Annotated in this window: 19 protein-coding genes; 9 read left to right on the top strand and 10 right to left on the bottom strand. The window is 36.0% G+C overall.

Annotation, left to right across the window (positions count from 1 at the left end):
* Positions 1–193 precede the first annotated feature (193 nt).
* The 7 genes from glgB (at position 194) to apaG (ending at position 10,745) form a co-directional block, all read left to right on the top strand.
* Positions 194–2,143 carry a 1,4-alpha-glucan branching protein GlgB gene (gene glgB, locus G9C87_RS04400; RefSeq protein ID WP_172278550.1) on the top strand — a complete coding sequence of 650 codons (1,950 nt, stop codon included), beginning with the start codon at positions 194–196 and terminating at the stop codon, positions 2,141–2,143.
* Between the two features lies 1 nt (position 2,144).
* Positions 2,145–3,551: a glycogen synthase gene (locus tag G9C87_RS04395; protein ID WP_172278548.1), complete on the top strand. Its 1,407-nt coding sequence runs from the start codon at positions 2,145–2,147 to the stop codon at positions 3,549–3,551.
* 115 nt (positions 3,552–3,666) lie between these two features.
* Positions 3,667–4,935 (top strand): glucose-1-phosphate adenylyltransferase, encoded by a 1,269-nt coding sequence (locus G9C87_RS04390; RefSeq protein WP_172278546.1) that lies wholly within the window; start codon positions 3,667–3,669, stop codon positions 4,933–4,935.
* Between the two features lie 69 nt (positions 4,936–5,004).
* Positions 5,005–6,045 (top strand): SRPBCC domain-containing protein, encoded by a 1,041-nt coding sequence (locus G9C87_RS04385; protein ID WP_172278544.1) that lies wholly within the window; start codon positions 5,005–5,007, stop codon positions 6,043–6,045.
* Positions 6,046–6,168: 123 nt separating this feature from the next.
* The gene (locus G9C87_RS04380; RefSeq protein ID WP_172278542.1) at positions 6,169–8,985 is read left to right on the top strand and encodes a 2-oxoglutarate dehydrogenase E1 component; all 2,817 of its coding nucleotides are present in this window, start codon (positions 6,169–6,171) and stop codon (positions 8,983–8,985) included.
* Positions 8,986–9,024: 39 nt separating this feature from the next.
* Positions 9,025–10,275: a 2-oxoglutarate dehydrogenase complex dihydrolipoyllysine-residue succinyltransferase gene (gene odhB / locus G9C87_RS04375; RefSeq protein WP_172278540.1), complete on the top strand. Its 1,251-nt coding sequence runs from the start codon at positions 9,025–9,027 to the stop codon at positions 10,273–10,275.
* An 83-nt stretch (positions 10,276–10,358) separates the two neighbouring features.
* A complete protein-coding gene (apaG, locus tag G9C87_RS04370; protein WP_194304229.1) occupies positions 10,359–10,745 on the top strand; it encodes a Co2+/Mg2+ efflux protein ApaG in 387 nt (128 codons plus the stop codon).
* 2 nt (positions 10,746–10,747) lie between these two features.
* Here apaG and G9C87_RS04365 read toward each other — a convergent pair whose 3' ends face one another.
* Genes G9C87_RS04365 through G9C87_RS04355 form a run of 3 tightly spaced genes read right to left on the bottom strand, consistent with a single transcriptional unit; the run spans position 10,748 to position 13,229 of the window.
* Positions 10,748–11,302, bottom strand: a complete 555-nt coding sequence (locus tag G9C87_RS04365; RefSeq protein WP_172278536.1) for a 3'-5' exonuclease — start codon at positions 11,300–11,302, stop codon at positions 10,748–10,750.
* A gap of 49 nt (positions 11,303–11,351) precedes the next feature.
* Positions 11,352–12,338 carry a glycosyltransferase family 2 protein gene (locus G9C87_RS04360; protein WP_172278534.1) on the bottom strand — a complete coding sequence of 329 codons (987 nt, stop codon included), beginning with the start codon at positions 12,336–12,338 and terminating at the stop codon, positions 11,352–11,354.
* A gap of 6 nt (positions 12,339–12,344) precedes the next feature.
* Positions 12,345–13,229, bottom strand: coding sequence for a lysophospholipid acyltransferase family protein (locus G9C87_RS04355; RefSeq protein WP_172278532.1), 885 nt, complete (start codon positions 13,227–13,229; stop codon positions 12,345–12,347).
* Positions 13,230–13,308: 79 nt separating this feature from the next.
* Here G9C87_RS04355 and G9C87_RS04350 point away from each other — a divergent pair, with 79 nt between their 5' ends.
* Positions 13,309–13,881 (top strand): thioredoxin family protein, encoded by a 573-nt coding sequence (locus tag G9C87_RS04350; protein ID WP_172278530.1) that lies wholly within the window; start codon positions 13,309–13,311, stop codon positions 13,879–13,881.
* A gap of 32 nt (positions 13,882–13,913) precedes the next feature.
* Here the strand turns inward: G9C87_RS04350 and G9C87_RS04345 are convergent, their stop codons facing one another.
* The 4 genes from G9C87_RS04345 to G9C87_RS04330 all read right to left on the bottom strand — a co-directional run bounded on the left by G9C87_RS04345 (position 13,914) and on the right by G9C87_RS04330 (position 19,379).
* The gene (locus tag G9C87_RS04345; RefSeq protein ID WP_228456951.1) at positions 13,914–15,302 is read right to left on the bottom strand and encodes an aldehyde dehydrogenase; all 1,389 of its coding nucleotides are present in this window, start codon (positions 15,300–15,302) and stop codon (positions 13,914–13,916) included.
* 16 nt (positions 15,303–15,318) lie between these two features.
* On the bottom strand, positions 15,319–16,881 hold the full coding sequence (locus tag G9C87_RS04340) for a hypothetical protein (protein WP_172278526.1): 1,563 nt from the start codon (positions 16,879–16,881) through the stop codon (positions 15,319–15,321).
* A gap of 109 nt (positions 16,882–16,990) precedes the next feature.
* A complete protein-coding gene (locus G9C87_RS04335; protein WP_172278524.1) occupies positions 16,991–18,037 on the bottom strand; it encodes an HlyD family secretion protein in 1,047 nt (348 codons plus the stop codon).
* A 4-nt stretch (positions 18,038–18,041) separates the two neighbouring features.
* Entirely contained in the window at positions 18,042–19,379 is a 1,338-nt protein-coding gene (locus G9C87_RS04330) for a TolC family protein (RefSeq protein ID WP_228456950.1), read from the bottom strand.
* Between the two features lie 137 nt (positions 19,380–19,516).
* On the opposite strand from G9C87_RS04330, the gene G9C87_RS04325 reads away from it, so the two are divergent.
* A complete protein-coding gene (locus tag G9C87_RS04325; RefSeq protein ID WP_172278522.1) occupies positions 19,517–20,320 on the top strand; it encodes a helix-turn-helix domain-containing protein in 804 nt (267 codons plus the stop codon).
* A 77-nt stretch (positions 20,321–20,397) separates the two neighbouring features.
* Here G9C87_RS04325 and rplI read toward each other — a convergent pair whose 3' ends face one another.
* The 3 genes from rplI to rpsF form a co-directional block, all read right to left on the bottom strand.
* The gene (gene rplI / locus G9C87_RS04320) at positions 20,398–20,907 is read right to left on the bottom strand and encodes a 50S ribosomal protein L9 (RefSeq protein WP_172278520.1); all 510 of its coding nucleotides are present in this window, start codon (positions 20,905–20,907) and stop codon (positions 20,398–20,400) included.
* 182 nt (positions 20,908–21,089) lie between these two features.
* Positions 21,090–21,392, bottom strand: coding sequence for a 30S ribosomal protein S18 (gene rpsR, locus G9C87_RS04315; RefSeq protein ID WP_007844708.1), 303 nt, complete (start codon positions 21,390–21,392; stop codon positions 21,090–21,092).
* A 30-nt stretch (positions 21,393–21,422) separates the two neighbouring features.
* Positions 21,423–21,764, bottom strand: coding sequence for a 30S ribosomal protein S6 (gene rpsF / locus G9C87_RS04310; protein ID WP_172278518.1), 342 nt, complete (start codon positions 21,762–21,764; stop codon positions 21,423–21,425).
* Positions 21,765–21,776 lie beyond the last annotated feature (12 nt).

The raw sequence follows: 21,776 nt of genomic DNA, 5'->3' as shown, positions 1-21,776 counted from the left end.
GGCTAAATTTATAAAAAAACTTTAGATATATAAACGTTGAAAATTTCTGGTAAAAAACAATCAGAAGACTATTAAATTTTATATATTTGATAGGAAGGTGGATGAAAGAACTTTTATAACAATTATTTGAACTATAATTAATTGTTTCTATCTGTATTTTTCGTAGTTTCAAAGCATATAAAATTAAACACTAATGAACTCTGTTAAAACCTATACACTTTTTACGGATCATGATGTTTATCTTTTCAAAGAAGGTAAGCATTACAAGCTTTACGATAAGTTTGGGGCACATTCCGTAGAAAAAGACGGGGTTTCAGGAGTTTATTTTTCTGTCTGGGCACCCAATGCGAAAAAGGTTTCTGTGATTGGGAATTTTAATAACTGGAATCATAAAGAGCATATTTTATATCCCCGGTGGGATGGATCGGGGATCTGGGAAGGCTTTATTGCTGATCTTAAATGGGGAACTTTATATAAATATGCTATAGAAACGGCTTATGGTGATCTTTTGGAAAAAAGTGATCCTTATGCATTAAGTTGGGAGCAAAATTTACAGGCAGCATCTCTGATTTCTACTACGTGGTATGAATGGAAAGACCAGGAATGGATGGACAGCAGATGGAAAAAGAACCGGTTGGAAGCTCCGATTTCTGTATATGAAATGCAATTAGGTTCATGGGTAAGGGAAGAAGACCATCCTGATAAGTTTTTAAATTATCGTGATATAGCCAAAAAGCTGGTGCCTTACATCATAGAAATGGGATTCACACACGTAGAATTTATGCCCGTCATGGAGTTTCCTTATGATCCCAGTTGGGGATATCAGATCACAGGTTTCTATGCCGCAACTTCAAGATTCGGATCCCCTCAGGATTTAATGTTCCTGATTGATGAACTTCATAAGAATGATATAGGCGTAATACTGGACTGGGTTCCTTCTCATTTCCCGGGAGATGCGAATGGACTCCATCGTTTCGATGGGTCTTTTTTATATGAGCATGAAGACCCGAGAAAAGGATTTCATCCGGACTGGAAATCTTACATTTTCAACTACGGAAGAAATGAAGTAAAATCTTTTTTGATCTCCAACGCCATGTTTTGGCTGGAAAGATATCATGCGGATGGATTGCGGGTAGATGCCGTAACTTCCATGCTCCATCTGGATTATTCCAGAAATGAAGGAGAGTGGGAGCCAAATCAGTATGGCGGGAATGTAAATCTTGAAGCAAAAATATTTCTTCAGGAATTTAATACAGCAGTATATAAAGAATTCGGAAATGCAATTATTACGATTGCTGAAGAAAGTTCAGATTTTCCAATGCTTACCAAGCCGGTGCATGATGGTGGTGTGGGGTTTGGAATGAAATGGATGATGGGTTGGATGCATGATACACTGGATTATTTTAAACTTGATCCCATCCTCAGAAAAAACAACCATCACAAAATAACCTTTGCGTCCATGTATATGTATAACGAAAATTATATGATGCCTTTATCTCACGATGAAGTTGTACATGGGAAAGCAAGTCTTATTTATAAAATGCCGGGAGATGAATGGCAAAAGTTTGCCAATCTTCGGGCACTTTATGTATACATGTATACGCATCCGGGAGCAAAACTGCTTTTTATGGGAGATGAATTCGGTCAGACTGCTGAATGGAATTTTAAGCAAAGCCTGGATTGGCATTTGTTACAGTATCCTGTTCATAAAGGATTGCAGACATTAGTCAAAGATCTCAATCATGCGTACAGATCAGAATCTGCTTTATATGAAAACCAGTTTAATCCCAAAGGATTTGAATGGGTGGAAGCCGATGATAAGGATAATTCTGTCTTTGTATATTTAAGAAAGGGGAAACGGAAGGATGATGTTTGCATGATCGTTCTTAATCTTACACCCCGTATCGTTGAGTATACAATAGGAGTGAACGAAGGAACACATTGGGAAGTTATTTTCAATTCTGATGATGAAATATACAGTGGCGGTGGTGTAGAGCCTGTTATTATAAGAGAAGAGAAAGGGGATTGGATGAACAGGCCCCAATCCATAACTTTAAAACTGCCGCCACTCGCCGGATTGATTTTAAAGCAGAAAAAAGATAAAAAGTATAAATTACATAGAATTAAATTACATAAAAAGTAAAATGATTGTTTATCATCTTAGTACGGAGTGTTATCCGATAGCAAAAGTAGGCGGTTTAGCAGATGTTGTAGGAGCTTTGCCAAAATATCAGAATAAAATAAAAGGAGTGGATGCAAAGGTTGTAATGCCTTGGTATAATAAATCTTTTATTTACGATCATGAATTTGATATTGTTTTTGATGGTTTTATTCATCAGGGGCCCAATATGCTTCAGGTTCAGGTAATGAAAGAAAAAACTAATGTTTTAGGCTTTGAGTTATACCTGGTGAAAATTCCAGGGCTTTTAGACAGGGATAATCCTTACGGTTACCAGGATGAAAGTTTCCAGTTTTTAGCGTTTCAGCATGGTGTCTTGCATTGGCTGAGTGCCATGGAAATCCGTCCTGATGTTTTGCATTGTCATGATTATCACACGGGCCTGGTTCCTTTTATGATTGAATATTGTCCTGAATTCAAATTTCTTAAGGGGGTTAAAACGATTGGGACAATTCACAATGGTGAATACCAAGGGATGATGAGCTGGAATATGGCACAATATATGCCTGTGTTTGATAACTACAGATGGGGACTTTTAGACTGGAACGGATTGATTAATCCTCTGGCGTGTATGATCAAATGTGCACATGCATTCACCACGGTTTCGGAAGGCTATCTGGAAGAGCTTTTTATAAGTTTCCGCGGACTTGAAAGCCTGGTTCGCGAAGAATTCGGAAAAGCATACGGAATCATCAATGGTATTGATACTGAAGTATGGAATCCTGAGACTGATCCTATGCTGGATTATAACTTTAGTATCGAAGATGCCGTAGAACAGAAGAAAAAGAGTAAAGCCAAACTTTGCAAAGAGTATGGTCTGAAGCCGGAACTTCCTTTGTTTGCATTTATTGGAAGGTTTGCAACAGAAAAAGGAGCCGATCTGCTGCCCGATGTTGTATGGAGGAGTATAAGACAGAGCTATGGTGCTTTAAATGTCATCATTCTGGGCTCCGGTAACAGATATATAGAAGATAAGTTAAAAGAATATGAACATTTGTACAGTAATTTTGCTCTTGATCTGGGGTATAAAGAATATCTGTCCCATAAAATATATGCTTCAGCAGACTTTTTGCTGATGCCTTCAAGGGTGGAACCATGCGGATTGAATCAGATGTATTCCATGAGATACGGGACGGTTCCCATTGTAAGATACACCGGTGGATTGAAAGATACTGTGCAGGATATATCTACAGGAGGGGCGGGATTAAATTTTTCCTATCCGGGAGTTGATGATGTAATTCACGCGATGAACAGAGGGATGCATATATATTATCAAAAAGGTGTGATGGAGGACCTTATCACTGCCAATATGCAATTTGATTTCGCCTGGGAGAAGTCTGCGGAGAAGTATATTGCGTTATACAATAAATAAAACGAAGTATAACCTGTTTTGTTTTCTGTAGTGACATAATGAGGAAAAGAAGTATTGTAGAAATACATAAAGTGAATAAAAAAGTAATCTAAACTAAATTAAACGCAAGATATTTATGAATCGCAACGTTATTTCCATTGTTTTGGGAGGAGGTAGAGGAACAAGACTTTTTCCGTTAACTTATTCAAGGTCAAAACCAGCCGTTCCAATTGCCGGAAAATACAGACTGGTAGATATTCCTATTTCCAATTGTTTAAACTCGGGACTGAATAAGATCTTGGTTTTAACCCAGTTTAATTCTGCTTCTTTAAATTCTCATATTAAAAATTCATATCATTTTGATATCTTCAGTAAAGGATTTGTAGATATTTTAGCTGCCGAACAGAATGTTGAAAATGAGAACTGGTACCAGGGTACTGCAGATGCGGTTCGTCAGTCGATGAAACACCTTGAAAAATATGATTATGATTATATTCTTATCCTTTCTGGGGATCAGCTTTATCAGATGGACTTCAGGGAAATGCTGGATTATCATATTAAAAAAGGAGGGGATGTAACTATTGCGACTATTCCTGTAAATGCCAAGGATGCAACAGGGTTTGGTATTTTGAAATCCGATGATGAAGGAAATATTACTTCATTTGTTGAAAAACCAGGGATGGATATTTTAGGAGATTGGAAGTCTGAAGTTTCTGATCATAACAAACATGAAGGGAAAGAATTCCTTGCATCTATGGGGATTTATATTTTCACAAAGAGTATTCTTAAAAAGATGTTTGATGAAGGTGCGGGGGATGATTTCGGGAAAGATATTATTCCTAATTCAATAGGAAAATATGCTACATTAAGTTATCAGTATGAAGGATACTGGACTGATATTGGAACAATTGAGTCTTTTTACGAGGCTAATATTGATCTTTGTCAGGATTTTCCACAGTTTAATTTATTTTCTTCGTCACCGATTTATACGAGAGCCAGAATGCTACCTCCATCCAAAATTAATGGATCTTACGTTAGTAAAGCTGTTTTTGGAGATGGATGTATTATTATGGCGGACAAAATTGAAAATTCAGTGATCGGGAACAGGACCCGTATCGATAAAGGAAGTACGATCGTAAATTCTTATGTAATGGGATCGGATTTCTATCAGAATACTACTGAAATTGTCATGAATGACCGAAATGGCCGTCCTAACATGGGAATAGGGAAGTACTGTTACATCGAAAAAGCGATTCTGGACAAAAACTGCTATATCGGTGATAATGTAAGAATTATCGGAGGGAAGCACTTACAAGATGGCGACTTTGGAACCCATTCCGTGCAGGATGGTATTGTTGTGGTGAAAAAAGGAGCTGTGCTGCCTCCGGGAACTCATATTGGATAATTTTCATAAACTTAAAACTAGAGTGATCAATATATTGGTCACTTTTTTTATTTGTTTTACTTTTGTACGATGCGTTTTTTTAAAATAATAAGTGTAATTGTTGTTTTACTGGTAGGGGCTTATGCTGCTTCCATGTATTATTTTGTGGATGAAAGTAAAGATTTTAAAATTGAAAAAGAGATAGATTATCCTTTGGATAAAGTCTTTCACCAATTCAATAATTTGCAGAATTTTACCCGTTGGAATAATTTCTTTACAAATTCCCAAACTATTGATATTGATTATTATACTCCCTACGAGGGAATGGGAAGCGCTATAAGTTACGTTGATCCAAAAAATGATAGAGACGGAGAGATGTTTATCCGGTATGAAAACCCTAATCAAACCCTTAAATATCAGCTTTTTGAAGATAAAAATGAGAACCCAACGCTTGTCGATGTTAAATTCAAAGCATTATCTGCAGAAAAAACAAAGATCACATGGTATGTTCATACCCCTAAACTTTCTGTGCTGAGGAGAGTGGAGAATTTCTGGACGGAGGACCGTTTTACAGAAAATATCGATAAAAGTATGGCCAACCTTAAGAACGTTCTCGGAAATAAGGTGGAAAAAGATAACCAGATGGCTGCAATAAAATACGATAGCTTAATGGTAGAAAATGAAGAGGAAAAGTTATTGCTGGGAATTAATGTAAGCACCTCCAACAAGAAAGATGCTTTGTACAAAAACATCGTTATGAACTACAATAAAGTTTACAATTATGTAAGCATGGATCTTGGGAAAAAAGAGGATGAATTTGGGTTTCCCATCCTGATCACTGACGCCGATAATTATAAAGATAAGGAGGTTTCCTATTTCCTGGGGATACCATTGTCAAAAAAGATAGGAGTTACAGATAATAACTTTAGTTTCAGATCTGTAAACCCTACGCAGAATTATGTGATGTATTACAAAGGACCTTATGCCGGAAGAGTAAAAGCAATTCAGCAATTGATTCAAAAAGCAAAGAAAGATGAGATGCGTTTTGGTGATATTCGTCAGGTTTTTATGGAGCGCCCGATGGATGATCAGGACGTGAACATGAAGCTTTCCCTATCTGTCTTTAAGTAAATTATTGGAAATTATATATTTTATGTTTTTTTTAGTAATCTGAGGCTGTCCCAAGTCGGTTTTTTTTATTAAATTTGAGGATTAATTATACAAACAAATTTTAATAATAGATAAACTGTAATAATGGACAGATTTTCATTCCTAAACGCAGCTCATTCTCAGTTAATTGAGGATTTATACCAACAGTACTTAAAATTCCCGGATTCTTTAGAGCCATCATGGAAAGCCTTCTTTCAAGGCTTTGATTTTGCTTTGGAGAACTACGGTGATGAAGATAACATCCAATACATTCAAGCTCCAGCTACTACTGCTCCTGCAGTACAGCAAATATCTCAGGCGGTATCAAACGGAGAAGTTCCTGAGCACATCAAGAAAGAATTTAAGGTAGTAAACCTTATTGAGGCTTACAGAACAAGAGGGCATTTGTTTACAAAAACAAATCCGGTAAGAGAAAGAAGACACTATACACCTACTCTGGATATCGAGAACTTCGGTCTGAGCAAGGAGGATTTAAATACGAAATTTAACTGTGCTGTTGAAACAGGGATGAAAGAGCCTGCAACATTGCAGGATATCATTAAGCACCTGGAAAACATTTATTGTGACTCTATCGGTGTTGAATATACTTATATCAACAATGTTGAAGAGAAGGATTTTATCAAAAAATGGTTGCAGGTAAATGAAAACCATCCAAGTCTTTCAGCCAATGAAAAAACTGAGATCTTATTGAAGTTGAATCAGGCTGTAGCTTTTGAAAATTATCTTCACACGAAATTTGTTGGTCAGAAAAGATTCTCACTGGAAGGAGGAGAAACATTGATTCCTGCTTTGGATCAGTTGATTTCAAGATCTTCTCAGCTTGGTGTAGATGAGGTGGTGCTTGGTATGGCTCACAGAGGAAGATTAAATGTACTATCCAATATTTTTGGTAAATCTTACAAACAGATCTTCTCTGAATTTGAAGGAAAAGAATTTGAAGAAGATGTATTCTCGGGTGACGTTAAATATCACTTAGGATCTTCTAAAAAGATCAAAACAGCTTCAGGTGAAGAAGTTTCTATCAATCTTACTCCGAACCCATCTCACCTGGAAACAGTAGCAGCTTTGGTAGAAGGGATCTGCCGTGCTAAAGTAGATGATAAATACAAAGGGGATTATTCTAAAATTTTACCGATCGTTATCCATGGGGATGGAGCTATTGCAGGACAAGGAATTGTTTATGAAGTAGCGCAGATGATGACCTTGGAAGGATACAAAACAGGAGGTACGGTGCATATTGTTGTGAATAACCAGGTTTCATTTACAACCAACTATGCAGATGCAAGATCATCCACTTATTGTACGGATATTGCAAAAGTAACTGAGTCTCCGGTAATGCACGTAAATGCTGATGACGCGGAAGCAGTAGTTCATGCAATCCACTTTGCAGCTGATTTCAGAGCGAAGTTCGGAAAAGATGTATACATCGATTTACTGGGATATAGAAAATATGGTCATAACGAAGGGGATGAACCAAGATTTACTCAACCCAATTTATATAAACTGATTTCCAAGCATCCGAACCCAAGAGAAATTTATAAGGATAAATTAATTCAGGACAGTATTGTTTCTAATGATATCCTGAAGAAAATGGAAACTGATTTCAAAGAACTTTTGGATAAAGATTTCGATGCATCTAAGGAGATTGAGAAAAATGCAATGGATGTTTTCATGTCTGATGACTGGACAAACTATCCTATTGCAAAAAGAGGAGCAATGCAGTCTCCTGTAGATACAAAATATGATTTAGCTAAGCTTAAGGAACTGGCTATTAAAATGTCTACACTTCCTGCTGATAAGAAATTTATCAATAAGATTACAAGACTTTTTGAAAACCGTGTAAAAGCAATTGAGGGAGATTCTTTAGATTGGGCTTTAGGAGAATGGTTAGCATATGCTACATTACTTGCTGAAGGACACAACATCAGAATTTCAGGGGAAGATGTGGAAAGAGGAACTTTCTCCCACAGACATGCCGTAGTAAAAACAGAAGATACGGAAGAAGAGTATATTCCATTAAGACATATTTCTGAAAGCAGATTTGATGTTTATAACTCTCACCTTTCAGAATACGGAGTTTTAGGTTTTGATTATGGATATGCTATGGCTTCTCCAAACACGCTTACAATCTGGGAAGCTCAGTTTGGGGATTTCGTAAATGGTGCTCAGATTATTGTTGATCAATATCTGGCTGCTGCTGAAGAGAAATGGAAGATTCAGAACGGATTGGTAATGTTATTGCCACATGGTTCCGAAGGACAGGGAGCAGAACACTCTTCTGCAAGATTGGAGAGATTCTTGACACTTTGTGCGAACGAAAATATGGTGGTAGCCAATATCACTTCCCCAGCTAACTATTTCCACTTGTTGAGAAGACAATTGAAATGGTCTTACAGAAAACCGTTGGTTGTAATGAGTCCTAAATCATTACTAAGACATCCTAAAGTTGTTTCTCCATTAGAAGATTTTGCGAACGGAACTTTCCAGCCTATTTTGGATGATGCTACTGCAGATCCTAAAAAAGTAGAAAAAGTTGTCCTTTGTTCAGGTAAATTCTATTTTGAATTATTGGCGAAGAAAGAGGAACTTAACAATGAAGATATTGCTCTGGTTAGATTTGAACAATTGTATCCATTACAAACAGATGCTATTGAGCAGATTTTAAGCAAATATGATAATAGAAAAGAATTGATCTGGGCTCAGGAAGAACCTGAAAATATGGGGGCATGGTCTTATATCCTTAGAAACTTCAGAGATACAGGTATTCAGGTAATAGCTCCGGTACCAAGTGGTGCTCCGGCTCCTGGTAGTCACAAGATGTTTGAGAAAAATCAGAATGCAGTAATCAACAGGGTTTTCAACACAAACGATGCGCCTGCAAAAAGACCTGTAACAGCTTAATCAATAAATAATAATTAATAAAAAAATAAAAAATACGATATGTCAGTTTTAGAAATGAAAGTTCCTTCACCGGGCGAATCAATAACAGAAGTTGAAATCGCGACTTGGCTTGTGAAAGATGGTGATTATGTAGAAAAAGATCAACCAATCGCTGAGGTAGACTCAGACAAAGCAACTCTTGAACTTCCAGCTGAGCAAAGTGGTGTAATTACTTTAAAAGCAGAAGAAGGTGAAGTTGTACAAGTAGGTCAGGTAGTTTGCTTAATTGATGTAGATGCTCCTAAACCAGAAGGGGCAGCTGCTCCTGCTGCTGAAGCTCCTAAGAAAGAAGAAGCTCCAAAACCAGCACCTGTTCAGGAAGCACCAAAACCGGTTGCACAACCTGCGGCTGCTACACAGACATATGCAACGGGAACTCCGTCTCCTGCTGCTAAAAAAATTCTTGATGAAAAAGGAATAGATGCAGGGCAAGTTACCGGATCCGGAAGAGATGGAAGAGTTACTAAAACTGATGCTGAATTAGCTGCTGTTCCTGCTATGGGAAGTGTATCTTCTACTAACGGTTCAAGAGCAACAACGACTACTAAGCTTTCAGTTCTAAGAAGAAAAATCGCTTCAAGACTGGTTTCTGTAAAGAATGAAACGGCAATGTTAACTACTTTCAACGAGGTTGACATGTCTGAGATCTTCAGAATCAGAAAACAATATAAAGAAGAGTTTGCCCAAAAACACGGCGTTGGACTAGGTTTCATGTCTTTCTTTACAAAAGCTGTTACAAGAGCTTTGCAAATGTATCCTGATGTAAATGCATCTATCGATGGAGATTTCAAAATCAACTATGATTTCTGTGATATTTCAATCGCGGTTTCAGGTCCTAAAGGATTAATGGTTCCTGTATTGAGAAATGCTGAAGACATGACCTTCAGAAGTATTGAAGCAAACATCAAAGATTTAGCTACTAAAGTAAGAGACGGTAAAATCAGTGTTGATGAAATGACTGGTGGTACATTCACAATTACAAATGGTGGTACTTTCGGATCTATGATGTCTACTCCGATTATCAATCCTCCACAATCTGCAATTCTGGGAATGCACAACATTATTCAAAGACCTGTAGCAGTAGACGGGCAGGTAGTTATCCGTCCTATGATGTACGTTGCAATGTCTTATGACCACAGAATTATTGATGGAAAAGAATCCGTAGGGTTCCTAGTAGCTGTAAAAGAAGGTATCGATAATCCTGTTGAGATTTTAATGGGCGGTGATGAAAGAAAAGCTCTGGAATTATAAATTTTAAGAAAATTATAATATAAGTTACGATCTCGCCTCAAAAAAGGCGAGATTTTTGTATTTATTTAAACAAATGTTAAGTGATGTTTTCAAAAATAACTTCTAATATCAAAGTTTCAGTCATACCTGAATATGATAGTAAAAACAGTTACCCCTCAGAAAACCGTTATGTTTTTAAGTATAATATAACCATAGAAAACGACGGTGGTTTTCCCATTAAGATTCTGAAAAGAAAATGGTTAATCTTCGATGTAGGTTTCGGATATACCGAGATCATCGGAGATGGGGTAATCGGATTGACTCCGGAGATCTCAACAGGTGAAAATTTCGGTTATTTCTCTAACGTAATGCTTCGTTCAGGAGTAGGGAATATGAGCGGAAAATACCTGGTTAAAAACATGGAAACTCAGGAAAGTTTTGAAATAGACATTCCTAAATTCAACCTGCTTTCAGAAGTATTGAGCAATTAGAATCAGAGTTGTTTGATTTTAGGCCGCAGGTAATCATAAATTTCTTCATTTGTACTTAGAAATAACTTTTCAAAGGCCAATAAAGAGATTTTAGCACAAGCTTCGGCATCATCTCCAGCCCTATGGTGATTAAGGCTGATCTGATGATATTCTGACAGATGTTTTAATCCATACCTAGGGAGATAATTCCAGGACTTTTTTGCCAGCTGAATACTGCATAAATAATTCAGTTTTGGTGTGAATATACCATAATGTTTAAGGCACCCTCTTAAGACCCCTGCATCAAAGCCTGCATTATGAGCAATCATAAGCGTTCCATACATCATTTCTTCCACTTCATACCAGATTTCATCAAAAGTAGGAGCATCCTTTACATCTTCTGGTTCTATACCGTGAACCGCAACATTAAATCGGCTAAAATAAGGAAAACTGGGTGGTTTAATAAGCCAGGTTTTGGTTTCAACAATCTTGGAATCCTGAACAATACAGACTCCAAGTTCACAAGCAGAGCTTCTGTCGTTGGTTGCCGTTTCAAAATCTATTGCACAAAAATCCATTTTTATTGATAATATGATAAGTTATGAATTATAATTGGATAGCCAAAGTTTATGAAGACTTTTTACCTCCAATAAAGTGTTTGAATATAAGCCATTTGCTTTGATAGAAAATATTCTTTTGATTTTTCTGACGGAGTTTCCAGGTTCCGGGAACCTGTGCATAAAAGCCAAAATGTGCTCTTACAACAGCCCAAAGATGAGGAAACCCATTTTTTAATCCAAAATAAATACCCGCTATACTGTCTAAGCAAAGTCTGAAAAAAATAAGCCAGATCAGTTTTGGGAAAGGAAGGTTCTTAAGCATCATGGAAAGGTTATTTCTGATATTCAAATAAGTCTTCTGCGGACTTTGTTTATTTAAAGTTCCTCCTCCTACATGATAAACAGTAGATTTCCCTGTATAGTATATTTTTTTTCCCGTGTTGATCAGCCTCCAGCATAAATCGATTTCTTCCTGATGGGCAAAGAATCTTTCGTCAAATCCATTTTGTTCCTGAAAATCCTTTGAACGGATAAAGAAACAACATCCCGATGCCCAAAATATTTCTGCTTCATCATTGTACTGTCCTTTGTCTTCTTCTACATCATCAAAAACCCTTCCTCTGCAATATGGATATCCTAAATTATCTATTAATCCCCCGGCAGCACCTGCAAATTCAAAATATTTTTTGTTCTGATAGGATAAAACCTTGGGTTGTATAACTACAATTTCAGGATCTCTTTCAAAGAGGTCAAGGACAGGGGTAATCCAGTTTTCCGTTACTTCTACATCAGAATTAAGAAGGCAGTAATAGTCAGCCCTGATATTTTTCAATCCGACATTATATCCGCCCGCAAAGCCATAATTTCTGTCATTGTAAATAATCTTTACGGTCGGAAACTGTGATTTTAGATAATCGATGGAGTTATCTGTAGAAAGATTGTCAATAACATATATATCCGCATCAGCCGAGAAGCGGACAACGCCAGGAAGAAACTTTTCCAGCCAGTCCTGGCCATTCCAGTTTAAAATAACAACTGCTAATTTTTTAGACATCCTGTATTATTCTTTTTCTGAATCAAAGTGTTTAATAGAGTCCTGATATTTCCACTTCCTGTGTGACCAAAGGTAGTTGTCGGGACGTTTATGAAGGGTGTTTTCCAGTAATTTATGAAACTTTTTTACTACCTCGTGCTCAACAAACTTTTCACTGTCCGGATAAATTCTATGGTAGTTTACCTGATAAAAACCACGTTTTACTTTTTTCATTTCACAGTAAATGAAAGCCAGGTCCATTCTTGTAGCCAACTTATCATATCCTATAAATACTGGGGTTCTCTGGTCCAGGAATTCCAATCCGTAGTTGACATGAGAAACATGAGGTGTTTGATCGGCAACGAACATATAAATGGAGTCACCATCATTTTTACTCCTGAAAATATTGAGGATAACTTCATTGGCTTCCAACGCCTTATTTCCAAATTTATTCCGGACCTTTTTCATCTGGTTTTCCCAGAATTCACTGTTTACTTTGCGGTATACAGGATGGCAGTTTTTCTGGGGAACGATAGTGGCCAATGCATTGATCCATTCCCAGTTAAAAACATGTCCGGCCAATAAAATAACATTTTTACCTTCCTTTTGGACTTCATGAAATACATCCTGATTGATGTGCTGCATCCTTACCCTGGCCTCTGTTTGTGAAATACTAAAGGATTTTACAGTTTCTACCAGGTAGTCTGAAAAGTTACGATAGAATTTTTTTCTTATCTCTGCGATCTCTTTTTTTGATTTCAGGGGAAAAGACCTGGTTAGATTCTGGGTGATTACATTTTTTCTATAACCTACAATGTAGTAGTTTAAAAAGAAAATGATATCCGAAAAAATATATAATATTTTCAACGGGAGCTTAGAAATCAGGTATAGTATCTTGATCAGGAAATTCATAAAACATGCAAATTTAGTGATAATAAAAATATGGTTCTATTTTTGCTTGCAATAAGTATTATTTTTTTACTTTTATATTATGAAAAAATTATCAATAGCAGCTTTCCTGATCGCAGGTACTTTTGTTTTTTCACAGGAAACAAAGAGGACTGAGGATGTTAAGGATTCAAGAGATAAGGCATTAATTGTAAAGACTGATCATGCAGAACTGGATGCCAAAAGAAAAGCCGCTGAGGAGAAGGCTAAGTTACCGAAGCCATATGATCCGAAAGCGGATGCTCAGAAAGATATTAATAAACTGATTGCCCAGGCAAAAAAAGAAAATAAAAATATTATGATCCAGGCCGGTGGAAATTGGTGTATCTGGTGTTTACGCTTTAATCAATTTGTACAAACCACACCTGAATTAAAGAATATTGTTGATAAAAATTATTTATACTATCATCTTAATTTCTCTCCGGATAACAAAAATGAAAAAGTTTTTGCCCAATATGGTAATCCGGGAGATAAATTCGGATATCCTGTGTTTATTGTTCTGGATAAAAATGGTAAAATGATTCATGTTCAGCAAAGTGATGTTCTTGAACAGGATAAAGGATATAATCTTGAAAAAGTAAAAGCATTTTTTAATGAATGGATACCTAAATCATAAATAAAAACCGGGAATTTTCCCGGTTTTTTGTTTTATAAAAGTTTCTTAATCCATTTTAGTTTTTTATCAGAATATGGCGGATATTTTATATTGGGTTTGCCCCATGTTACCCTTTCAAGGATCGATTTCTGGTGTGAAAAAGTTTCAAACCCATATTTACCATGATAATGGCCAATTCCTGAATTGCCTACTCCCCCAAACGGCAGATGGTCGTTACTTAAATGCATTACCACATCATTGATACATCCTCCGCCAAAAGAGATCTTTTGCTTAAAAATTTCTTTTTCTTCTGGGTTATTCGTAAAGAGATAAGCAGCGAGAGGTTTCTCTAATTCTGTAATCGTATTGATCATTTGGTTATAGTGGGTGAATGAAATCACGGGCAGAATCGGACCAAAGATTTCTTCTTCCATGACAGGATCTTTCCATTCAATATCCGTTAGGATGGTTGGTTCTATATAAAGTTTTTCTTCACTATAATTACCTCCGAAATATACCTTATCCTTTTGGATCAATTGAATAAGCCTTTGAAAATTTCTTTGGTTAATGATTCTTGTGTATTGTTCTGATCCGGGTTCATATTTAAATTCTTTAATGTATTTCCGGAGCATTTCCAGAAACTGCTCTTTCACGGATTCTTCTACAACAAGGTAATCCGGAGCAACACAAGTTTGTCCTGCGTTTAAAAACTTACCCCAAACGATTCTTTTGGCTGAAACTTCAAGATTTGCTTCTTTAGTAATGATGGCGGGTGATTTTCCTCCCAATTCTAAGGTTACTGGCGTCAGGTTTTCCGCAGCAGCTTTATAAACAATCTTTCCTACTTTGGTGCTCCCTGTAAAAAATATTTTATCAAACCTGAGTTTCAAAAGATCTGTCGTTTCATTGATTCCACCTTTATAGACATAAACATATTCAGAAGGAAAGTTTTCATTGATAATTTTAGCCATTGCTTCCATTGTATTTTCGGCAATTTCACTTGGTTTAAGGATACAGCAGTTTCCTGCTGCTAAGGCGGCAACAAGTGGAGAAAGGGATAGTTGATAAGGGTAATTCCATGCACCAATTACAAGAATACATCCTAAAGGTTCAGGATAAATGAGACTTTTCCCGATCTGATTAGCAAGGTTGGTTGAAACCTTTTGGGGTTTTGAAAGCGTTTTCAGATTTTTTATATAATAATCAATATCCTTTAGAACAAAAGATAACTCTGTAGTAAATGTATCAAATCTTGATTTTCCAAAATCTTTCTCTATTGCTTTATATAAGAGCTCCTCATTCTGTGTGATGATTTCTTTAAGCTTTTCAAGGTACATTTTCCTGAACTTTATACTTTTTGTTTTATGTGTTTTGAAAAATGCTTTCTGAGCTGATGAGATTTCCTGAATGTCCATGCTTTCAAATTTGGGAAAGCAATGCAAATTTTTTGCCTAAAAATTACATAATATTTCTGATCGCAATTTTAGCGGGATGATATAAAAGCAGTAAAAGTGCCGTAATAAATGCCAGCCAGAATAAGCCGGTAAATATTTCCATATTGGAAAGTAAAATAGCCTGTGATGTAATTTTTGCTTTAAAGGCTCCGGCTGTCAATGATAAAGATTCATTCACCGGTAGCTTAGAGATATTTGCTCCGAAAATCTGTGTCCACTGCGAATAAAAAATAGGATTGGTATCTGTCATGTTATAGCTTAAGGCATCAGAATGTTTTAAGGTAAGAAAGAGCATTAAATTCTGCATTAAAGCATATCCTATAGCAGTCGTCCAGAATCGGGTAGTGGTTCCCATTGCCGTACCATTTGCTACATAATCTTCCGGAAGCCCTGCTATTAAAAAGAAAACAAGAGGGGTGAATAAAAGCCCCTGTGCTATTCCCTGTAAAAATAACGGAGGACAAATGGTAGAAAGTGTTGTATCGGGATAAAAAGTATATGTGAACCAGGCACAATCAATGGCGAGTAATAAAAACCCGGTAAAGAAGACCATTCTGGAGGAAATACCTTTCATTAAACAGATCCCGGATAATAAAACGCCAATAAGCGTTCCCGCCACATTCCAATACTGAACATCTACAATATAATCCCAGGGCCATTTCCATACGGTAGCCATGATACTGTATACATTATTCAAAGCCGAACGGATCAGATAAAAAACAAAAAAAAGAACCATACCCGCAATAACATTTTTAGAATGGAAAACTTCAAAATGGAAAATTGGGCGTTTTGAATTTCTCTGTTTTAAAATAAATAATCCTCCGGATATTAAAAATATGAATAAGCATAAAATAATGATATGGGACTCAAACCACATAAGGCGTTTTCCATAGATAATAGCATAAGCTCCCGCCTGCAAGCAGGTCCACAATAAAAACCAGCTGGTAATGTCAAGCTGATATAGTGGCTTTTTGGGAAAGAATCTGTTTTTGTTGAATAACGCAATTCCGATAATCAATACAAAAATGTGGAAATAAGCGATCATCAGAATCATATGCTGAAAATCGTAATCCTGAATGCTTGATTTTAATAATGAGGTGGTAACTGTTCCTCCGGTAAGCATTATGGTGTACATGAAAAGATAAGCAATTACTTTAGCATGAACGGTCTTCAATTCCGCTATAATAAGGGGTAAAAAAATAGCGCCTTCCAATAATCCGAATATCCCTTCAAGAAAACGGATGACAAGAACAATATGATAATCATTGGTGACTGATAATACATACAGTATAATTACTGAAATAGAGGACATCAGCAAAATATAGTATTTTACGCTGAAATAGGCCATAAATCGCTGCAAAACTAAAAGGGTAACCACAAATGTCCCGTACATCAAAATCAATAAGTATTGGATATCATCTGGATCCACATCCATAAAGGAAGCCGTGAAGGCACTATTGGAATGCAGAATAGACAATAACATCAGGTGGGGAAACAGCGCCAGAATAAGGAGCGGCAGTTTCAGCCATTGTGGTACCCATTTATAATAAACTGAATTATGTTGCATTTTTTTAACTTAGATAGTAGATTTGGAATTGCGGATAGTGAGGATTAAGGATGGATATAAGGTCTCAAATTCCTTTATGTCACCACATGCATGTTGAATTTTTCGCTTTCTATAGTTTTTTAGCGCTGACCAGTACATTCATTCCTGAAAGTAATTTCTCATTGTCCTGGCCATTCTCTAAAATAATTTTTACTGGAAAACGCTGTTCTATTTTTACGAAATTTCCGGTTGCATTATCGGGCTTAACCAGAGAAAACTGAGAACCTGATGCAGGGGATACGGAAACTATCTTTCCTTTAAATTCAATATCCGGAAAAGCATCCGCTTCAATAATCACTTCCTGCTTCTGATCAATCTGCCCCAGTTGGGTTTCTTTATAATTGGCAATGATCCATTTTTCCTTACTGACGATCTGAACCAAAGCTTGTCCTTCTTTAATCAGCTGTCCTTCCTGAATCGTTTTTTTTCCGACCCATCCATCATAAGGGGCAGTAACTACTGTATACGAAAGAAATAATTTTGCATTACTGAGATTGGCGGAGCTTTGCTGAATCTGACTTTTTGCGGGAGCCACTTTGGTCTCTTGTTCATTAGCACCAGCTCTAATTGCTTTCTTTTGCTGTTCCAATGCCAGCAGATTGGCTTTAGCCTGATCATATGAAGCCTGTACATTTTCAAACTGTTGTTCGGTGGCAGCATCTTCAGCCAAAAGATTTTTGTATCTTTTATAATCCTGTTCCGTTCTCCATATATCAATTTTTGCTGAAGCTATTTTAGCATCGATGATTTTAGTATCACTTTCTTTAGTATTAACACCACTTTGGATGGTTGCAATATTTTCTGAATTTGCATGCAGATTGGCTTCGGCCATTTTTACCTGGTTGATGAATTCCCGGTTGTCAATTACAATTAAAGTGTCTCCTTTATGGACAAACTGATTTTCATTAAACCGTATGTCTTTAATAAAGCCTGAAACTTTACTTGAAACCGGTGTAATGTATTGTTCTATTTGCGCATCATTTGTTGTCACATTCTTTCTGGAAAAAAGATAGAAACTTATCATCCCTGTAATTCCGCTTATGATGAGAATCCAGGCTAATAAAGTAATCGATTTGTTGATTCTTTCTTCTTTTTTAGTCAATTGCTTCTTAGTCATAGTTTTATAAGTTTCCGATAGTAAATTGGAGTTGATAGTATTTTAATTGTCGGTTGATCTTCACAGAAATAAGATTGGATTGAGTTTCCAGATATGTATTATCAGCATCAATCAATTCGGTGATAAGGCTTAATTTATTTGCGTATTTTGTTTTAACGATCCGATAGTTTTCTTTTGCCTGATTAATAGCTTCCTCTGCTATTTTTACTTTTTGTTCAGTTTCTTCAAATTTTTTATACGCTTCATAAACCGAATGTTTTAAACTTTCTTCCTTCTCTTCAATCTGTAATTTGGCAAGGTCTATATTTTCCTTTGCTTCCTGCATCTTATATTTATTCTTATATAAGTTCTCTATAGGATAGGTTAGATTTACCCCAATCATTCCTAAACGATAAGCATAAGGCTCAGGGGGAAAGAACATCATATTGGGATATTTTATGAAATATTCACCTCCGGCAGTAATCTTGGGAAGATAATTGGCTTTTACGATTTTTTGATCAAGCTCTTTTAAAGAGAGATTTTTCTTGGTGATTTCAACATATTCATTTTTAATTAAAGCTGTTTCGGTCAGCTCATTGATATACGGAATTTCTGCATTTTCAGAAATAAGATCTTCTGTTTCAGCATGCATTTCCTGAGTGTCCGGAAGGAATAAAATTGTTTTTAACTGGTGTTCAGCGATCTGAATGTCATTATCAAGTTCTGTCCAGCTCATTTTGTGATTAGAAAGTTGCAAAGATGTTCTTAGTACTTCATTAAAAGTAACCACTCCGTTTGCTTTTAAGGCTTTTACCTGTTTTATGTTTACAGAATCTTCCTTCATTTTTTCAGCAATAAGTTCTTGTTGTTCCTTTAAATGGTGAATCTGAAGAAAAGCGGTAATAATTTGCATTTTCAGTGATCTTTCATCCAGATGGGTTAGTAATTTCGAAATTTCAGTGTTTACAGATGATTTCTTCTCCGTATTTTTAATTCTTCCACCCATATATACCGGAATAGAAGCGGAAAGGGTAAAATCATACATCCCGTTAATAACATTATATCGGGTTGCTTTTCCCAAAATTCCGTTTTCATGCTGAAAAAGATCAGATACCTGAGTGTAGCTGGTATGAAATTCAATGTCCGGCAATCTTTCCATTTTAAGATCTTTCTCTTTTGTTTCAGACATGCTTTGTTTGAGGTGGCTGATCTGAATGTTTTTATTATTCTTCAGACCTACTTCTAATGCCTGTTGAAGGCTGAGATGTTGATAATCGATCACTTGTGAGTGTAGGGACATGCTTATCAATAATAAGCACAACGCAATCCAGTGATATCTGCGTGTGCTAAATATCATTTTCATAAATTAATTAAAGGTTTTTTGCTAAATTGATTTTGATAGTGCAAAGGTACGAGCAGTACGTCTAGACATGATTTGTTAAAGCAGAAAAAGATTTGCTCATTTACGCCAAATAGAAATATTCTCAGTACCTTTATCTCATGAATGATAGTCACTTTAAAGCGGTAGAGGAAGAAGACGCAGAATTTTATGTATATCATGTACTTACCGGTAATGTAAAAACAGATATCCATAATCACAGTTCTGCCCAATTGGTGTATGCAGAAGGCGGTATCGTACATATCTTTACTGAACTTAAGCACTGGTACCTTCCTGCGAGATGTTTTATGTGGATCCCTGCCGGAATTCCCCATTATATATTTACATCTAGCCCAAAAGTGGATTTATACAATTTTTACTTTAAAAAAGATGGAGATGAAAATGGCTTTTTTGATGAAATCAATATTTATTCTGTGAGCCATTTACTTCGGGAAATGATTTTATACACAAAAGAATGGGATGGGAAAATCACAAAAAATGACGGTTCTAAATATTATTTTCTCAAAGCACTTAAGGGAATTTTACCTGAAAAAAGAGATAAAAAATTAGCGTTTCCTGTACAGCATCCTTTCCCGGAAGATGAAACATTGCTAAAGGTAGCCAAATACATCCATGCCAACCTGGAGAAGAACCTTACCATTGAATCTACGGCAAAAGAATTTGGAATGAGTACAAGAACATTGTCCAGAAAATTTAAAGAGATTTTGGGCATGAATTACGTTCGTTTTTTAAGAGCTTTAAGAATAACCCGTTCATTGGAACTTATGCTTGAAGGGAAATACAATATGTACGAGATTGCAATGATGGTAGGGTATAACAGTCTGTCTTCCTTCAGTAATATCTTTAAAAAAGTAATTGGGATACCCCCGACAGAATATCTTCAGAAGTTGAGAGGGAATGAATAGGCAACAGATATCAGGGCATAAAAAAACCACTTCGAATGAAGTGGTTTATATGGTGTGAGAAATAAATTCTCTTTTTATTAAGCTTCTTCTTCAGTTTTAGCTTCTTCTTTTTTAGCCGCTGGAGCTGGAGCTACAACAGGAGCATCAGAAACAACGTCAAACTCGAAGTTGTACTCTACGTTTCTGTGTAATCTTACAACAGCAGTTACTTTACCAGTTCTCTTAATAGTGTTCCCTGGAATTTTGATGTATTTCTTCTCAACTTCAACACCAGCTTTTGCAAGAGCTGCAGAAAGGTCAGCATTGTTGATAGATCCGAATAATTTATCACCAGATCCAACTTTAGCAGGAATAGTAATAGTAGTTTTTTTCAATTGCTCAACTACAGCGTTAGCAGCAGCAATTAATTTAGCTTCTTCTTCTTTTCTAGCTTCTAAAGTCGCTTCTAAAGTTGCTTTGTTTTTAGGAGTAGCTAAAAGTGCGTAACCTTGAGGAATCAAGAAGTTTCTTGCATAACCTGGTTTTACGTTTACTGTATCAAACTCAAGTCCTAAGTTTTCTACGTCTTTTTTTAGGATAATTTCCATTGTTGTTGTCCGTTTTTTAGTTCTAGAGAAAAGAACAAAGAAAAAAGAAAAAAGACTGTTGTCTTAGAAATTATTTCTTTCCTTTAATCTAAAAATCGTTAGAATTAATTTTATTTATTCAGCAACTTAAAAAAAGAGAAAAAGATCTCCATCTTTTCTCTTTCTTCTTGTTTCTTTATATCTTATTTTAATAAGTCAGCTACGTAAGGCATTAAAGCAAGGTGTCTTGCTCTTTTGATAGCAGCAGAAACTTTTCTTTGGTATTTTAAAGAAGTTCCAGTGTATCTTCTTGGTAAAATTTTACCCTGCTCGTTTACGAATTGTAATAAGAAATCAGCATCTTTATAATCTACATGCTTAATTCCGAATTTTTTGAATCTACAATATTTCTTTTCAGATTTTGTATTGATATCAAGTGGAGTAAGGAATTTTACTTCTGATTCTCCTCCAGCTGAGGCTTGTTTAGCCATTTCATCTATTGCCATGTCTTGTCTTTTTTAATAATGGGTTAATAATTAAGCTTTAGCTACTTTTACTTTAGTTCTTCTTGTTACAGCATAGTCAATAGCATGCTTGTCAAGTTTTGTAGTAAGGTAACGGATTACTCTTTCGTCACGTTTGAAAGCTAATTCTAAATCAGCAACGATAGTACCTTCTCCTTTAAACTCAATTAAAGTGTAGAATCCGTTCTTTTTTAATTGGATCGGATAAGCTAATTTTTTTAATCCCCAGTTCTCTTTAGCAACGATTTCGCAGTTTTTCTCTTTTAAAAGAGTTTCAAATTTTTTTACTGCTTCCTCCACCTGTGCGTCAGATAGAACGGGAGTTAAAATGAAAACAGTTTCGTAATTGTTCATAATGTTAAATGA

This window comes from Chryseobacterium sp. LAM-KRS1 (assembly GCF_013184525.1).
GTDB lineage: Bacteria > Bacteroidota > Bacteroidia > Flavobacteriales > Weeksellaceae > Chryseobacterium > Chryseobacterium proteolyticum.
Note: the sequence above shows the minus strand (reverse complement) of the source record. Positions and strands in the feature narration are given on the sequence as shown.

Coding starts and splice junctions, on each gene's coding strand:
- glgB (WP_172278550.1), top strand. CDS start 194: ATGAACTCTGTTAAAACCTATACACTTTTTACGGATCATGATGTTTAT.
- G9C87_RS04395 (WP_172278548.1), top strand. CDS start 2,145: ATGATTGTTTATCATCTTAGTACGGAGTGTTATCCGATAGCAAAAGTA.
- G9C87_RS04390 (WP_172278546.1), top strand. CDS start 3,667: ATGAATCGCAACGTTATTTCCATTGTTTTGGGAGGAGGTAGAGGAACA.
- G9C87_RS04385 (WP_172278544.1), top strand. CDS start 5,005: ATGCGTTTTTTTAAAATAATAAGTGTAATTGTTGTTTTACTGGTAGGG.
- G9C87_RS04380 (WP_172278542.1), top strand. CDS start 6,169: ATGGACAGATTTTCATTCCTAAACGCAGCTCATTCTCAGTTAATTGAG.
- odhB (WP_172278540.1), top strand. CDS start 9,025: ATGTCAGTTTTAGAAATGAAAGTTCCTTCACCGGGCGAATCAATAACA.
- apaG (WP_194304229.1), top strand. CDS start 10,359: ATGTTTTCAAAAATAACTTCTAATATCAAAGTTTCAGTCATACCTGAA.
- G9C87_RS04365 (WP_172278536.1), bottom strand. CDS start 11,302: ATGGATTTTTGTGCAATAGATTTTGAAACGGCAACCAACGACAGAAGC.
- G9C87_RS04360 (WP_172278534.1), bottom strand. CDS start 12,338: ATGTCTAAAAAATTAGCAGTTGTTATTTTAAACTGGAATGGCCAGGAC.
- G9C87_RS04355 (WP_172278532.1), bottom strand. CDS start 13,229: ATGAATTTCCTGATCAAGATACTATACCTGATTTCTAAGCTCCCGTTG.
- G9C87_RS04350 (WP_172278530.1), top strand. CDS start 13,309: ATGAAAAAATTATCAATAGCAGCTTTCCTGATCGCAGGTACTTTTGTT.
- G9C87_RS04340 (WP_172278526.1), bottom strand. CDS start 16,881: ATGCAACATAATTCAGTTTATTATAAATGGGTACCACAATGGCTGAAA.
- G9C87_RS04335 (WP_172278524.1), bottom strand. CDS start 18,037: ATGACTAAGAAGCAATTGACTAAAAAAGAAGAAAGAATCAACAAATCG.
- G9C87_RS04330 (WP_228456950.1), bottom strand. CDS start 19,379: ATGAAAATGATATTTAGCACACGCAGATATCACTGGATTGCGTTGTGC.
- G9C87_RS04325 (WP_172278522.1), top strand. CDS start 19,517: ATGAATGATAGTCACTTTAAAGCGGTAGAGGAAGAAGACGCAGAATTT.
- rplI (WP_172278520.1), bottom strand. CDS start 20,907: ATGGAAATTATCCTAAAAAAAGACGTAGAAAACTTAGGACTTGAGTTT.
- rpsR (WP_007844708.1), bottom strand. CDS start 21,392: ATGGCAATAGATGAAATGGCTAAACAAGCCTCAGCTGGAGGAGAATCA.
- rpsF (WP_172278518.1), bottom strand. CDS start 21,764: ATGAACAATTACGAAACTGTTTTCATTTTAACTCCCGTTCTATCTGAC.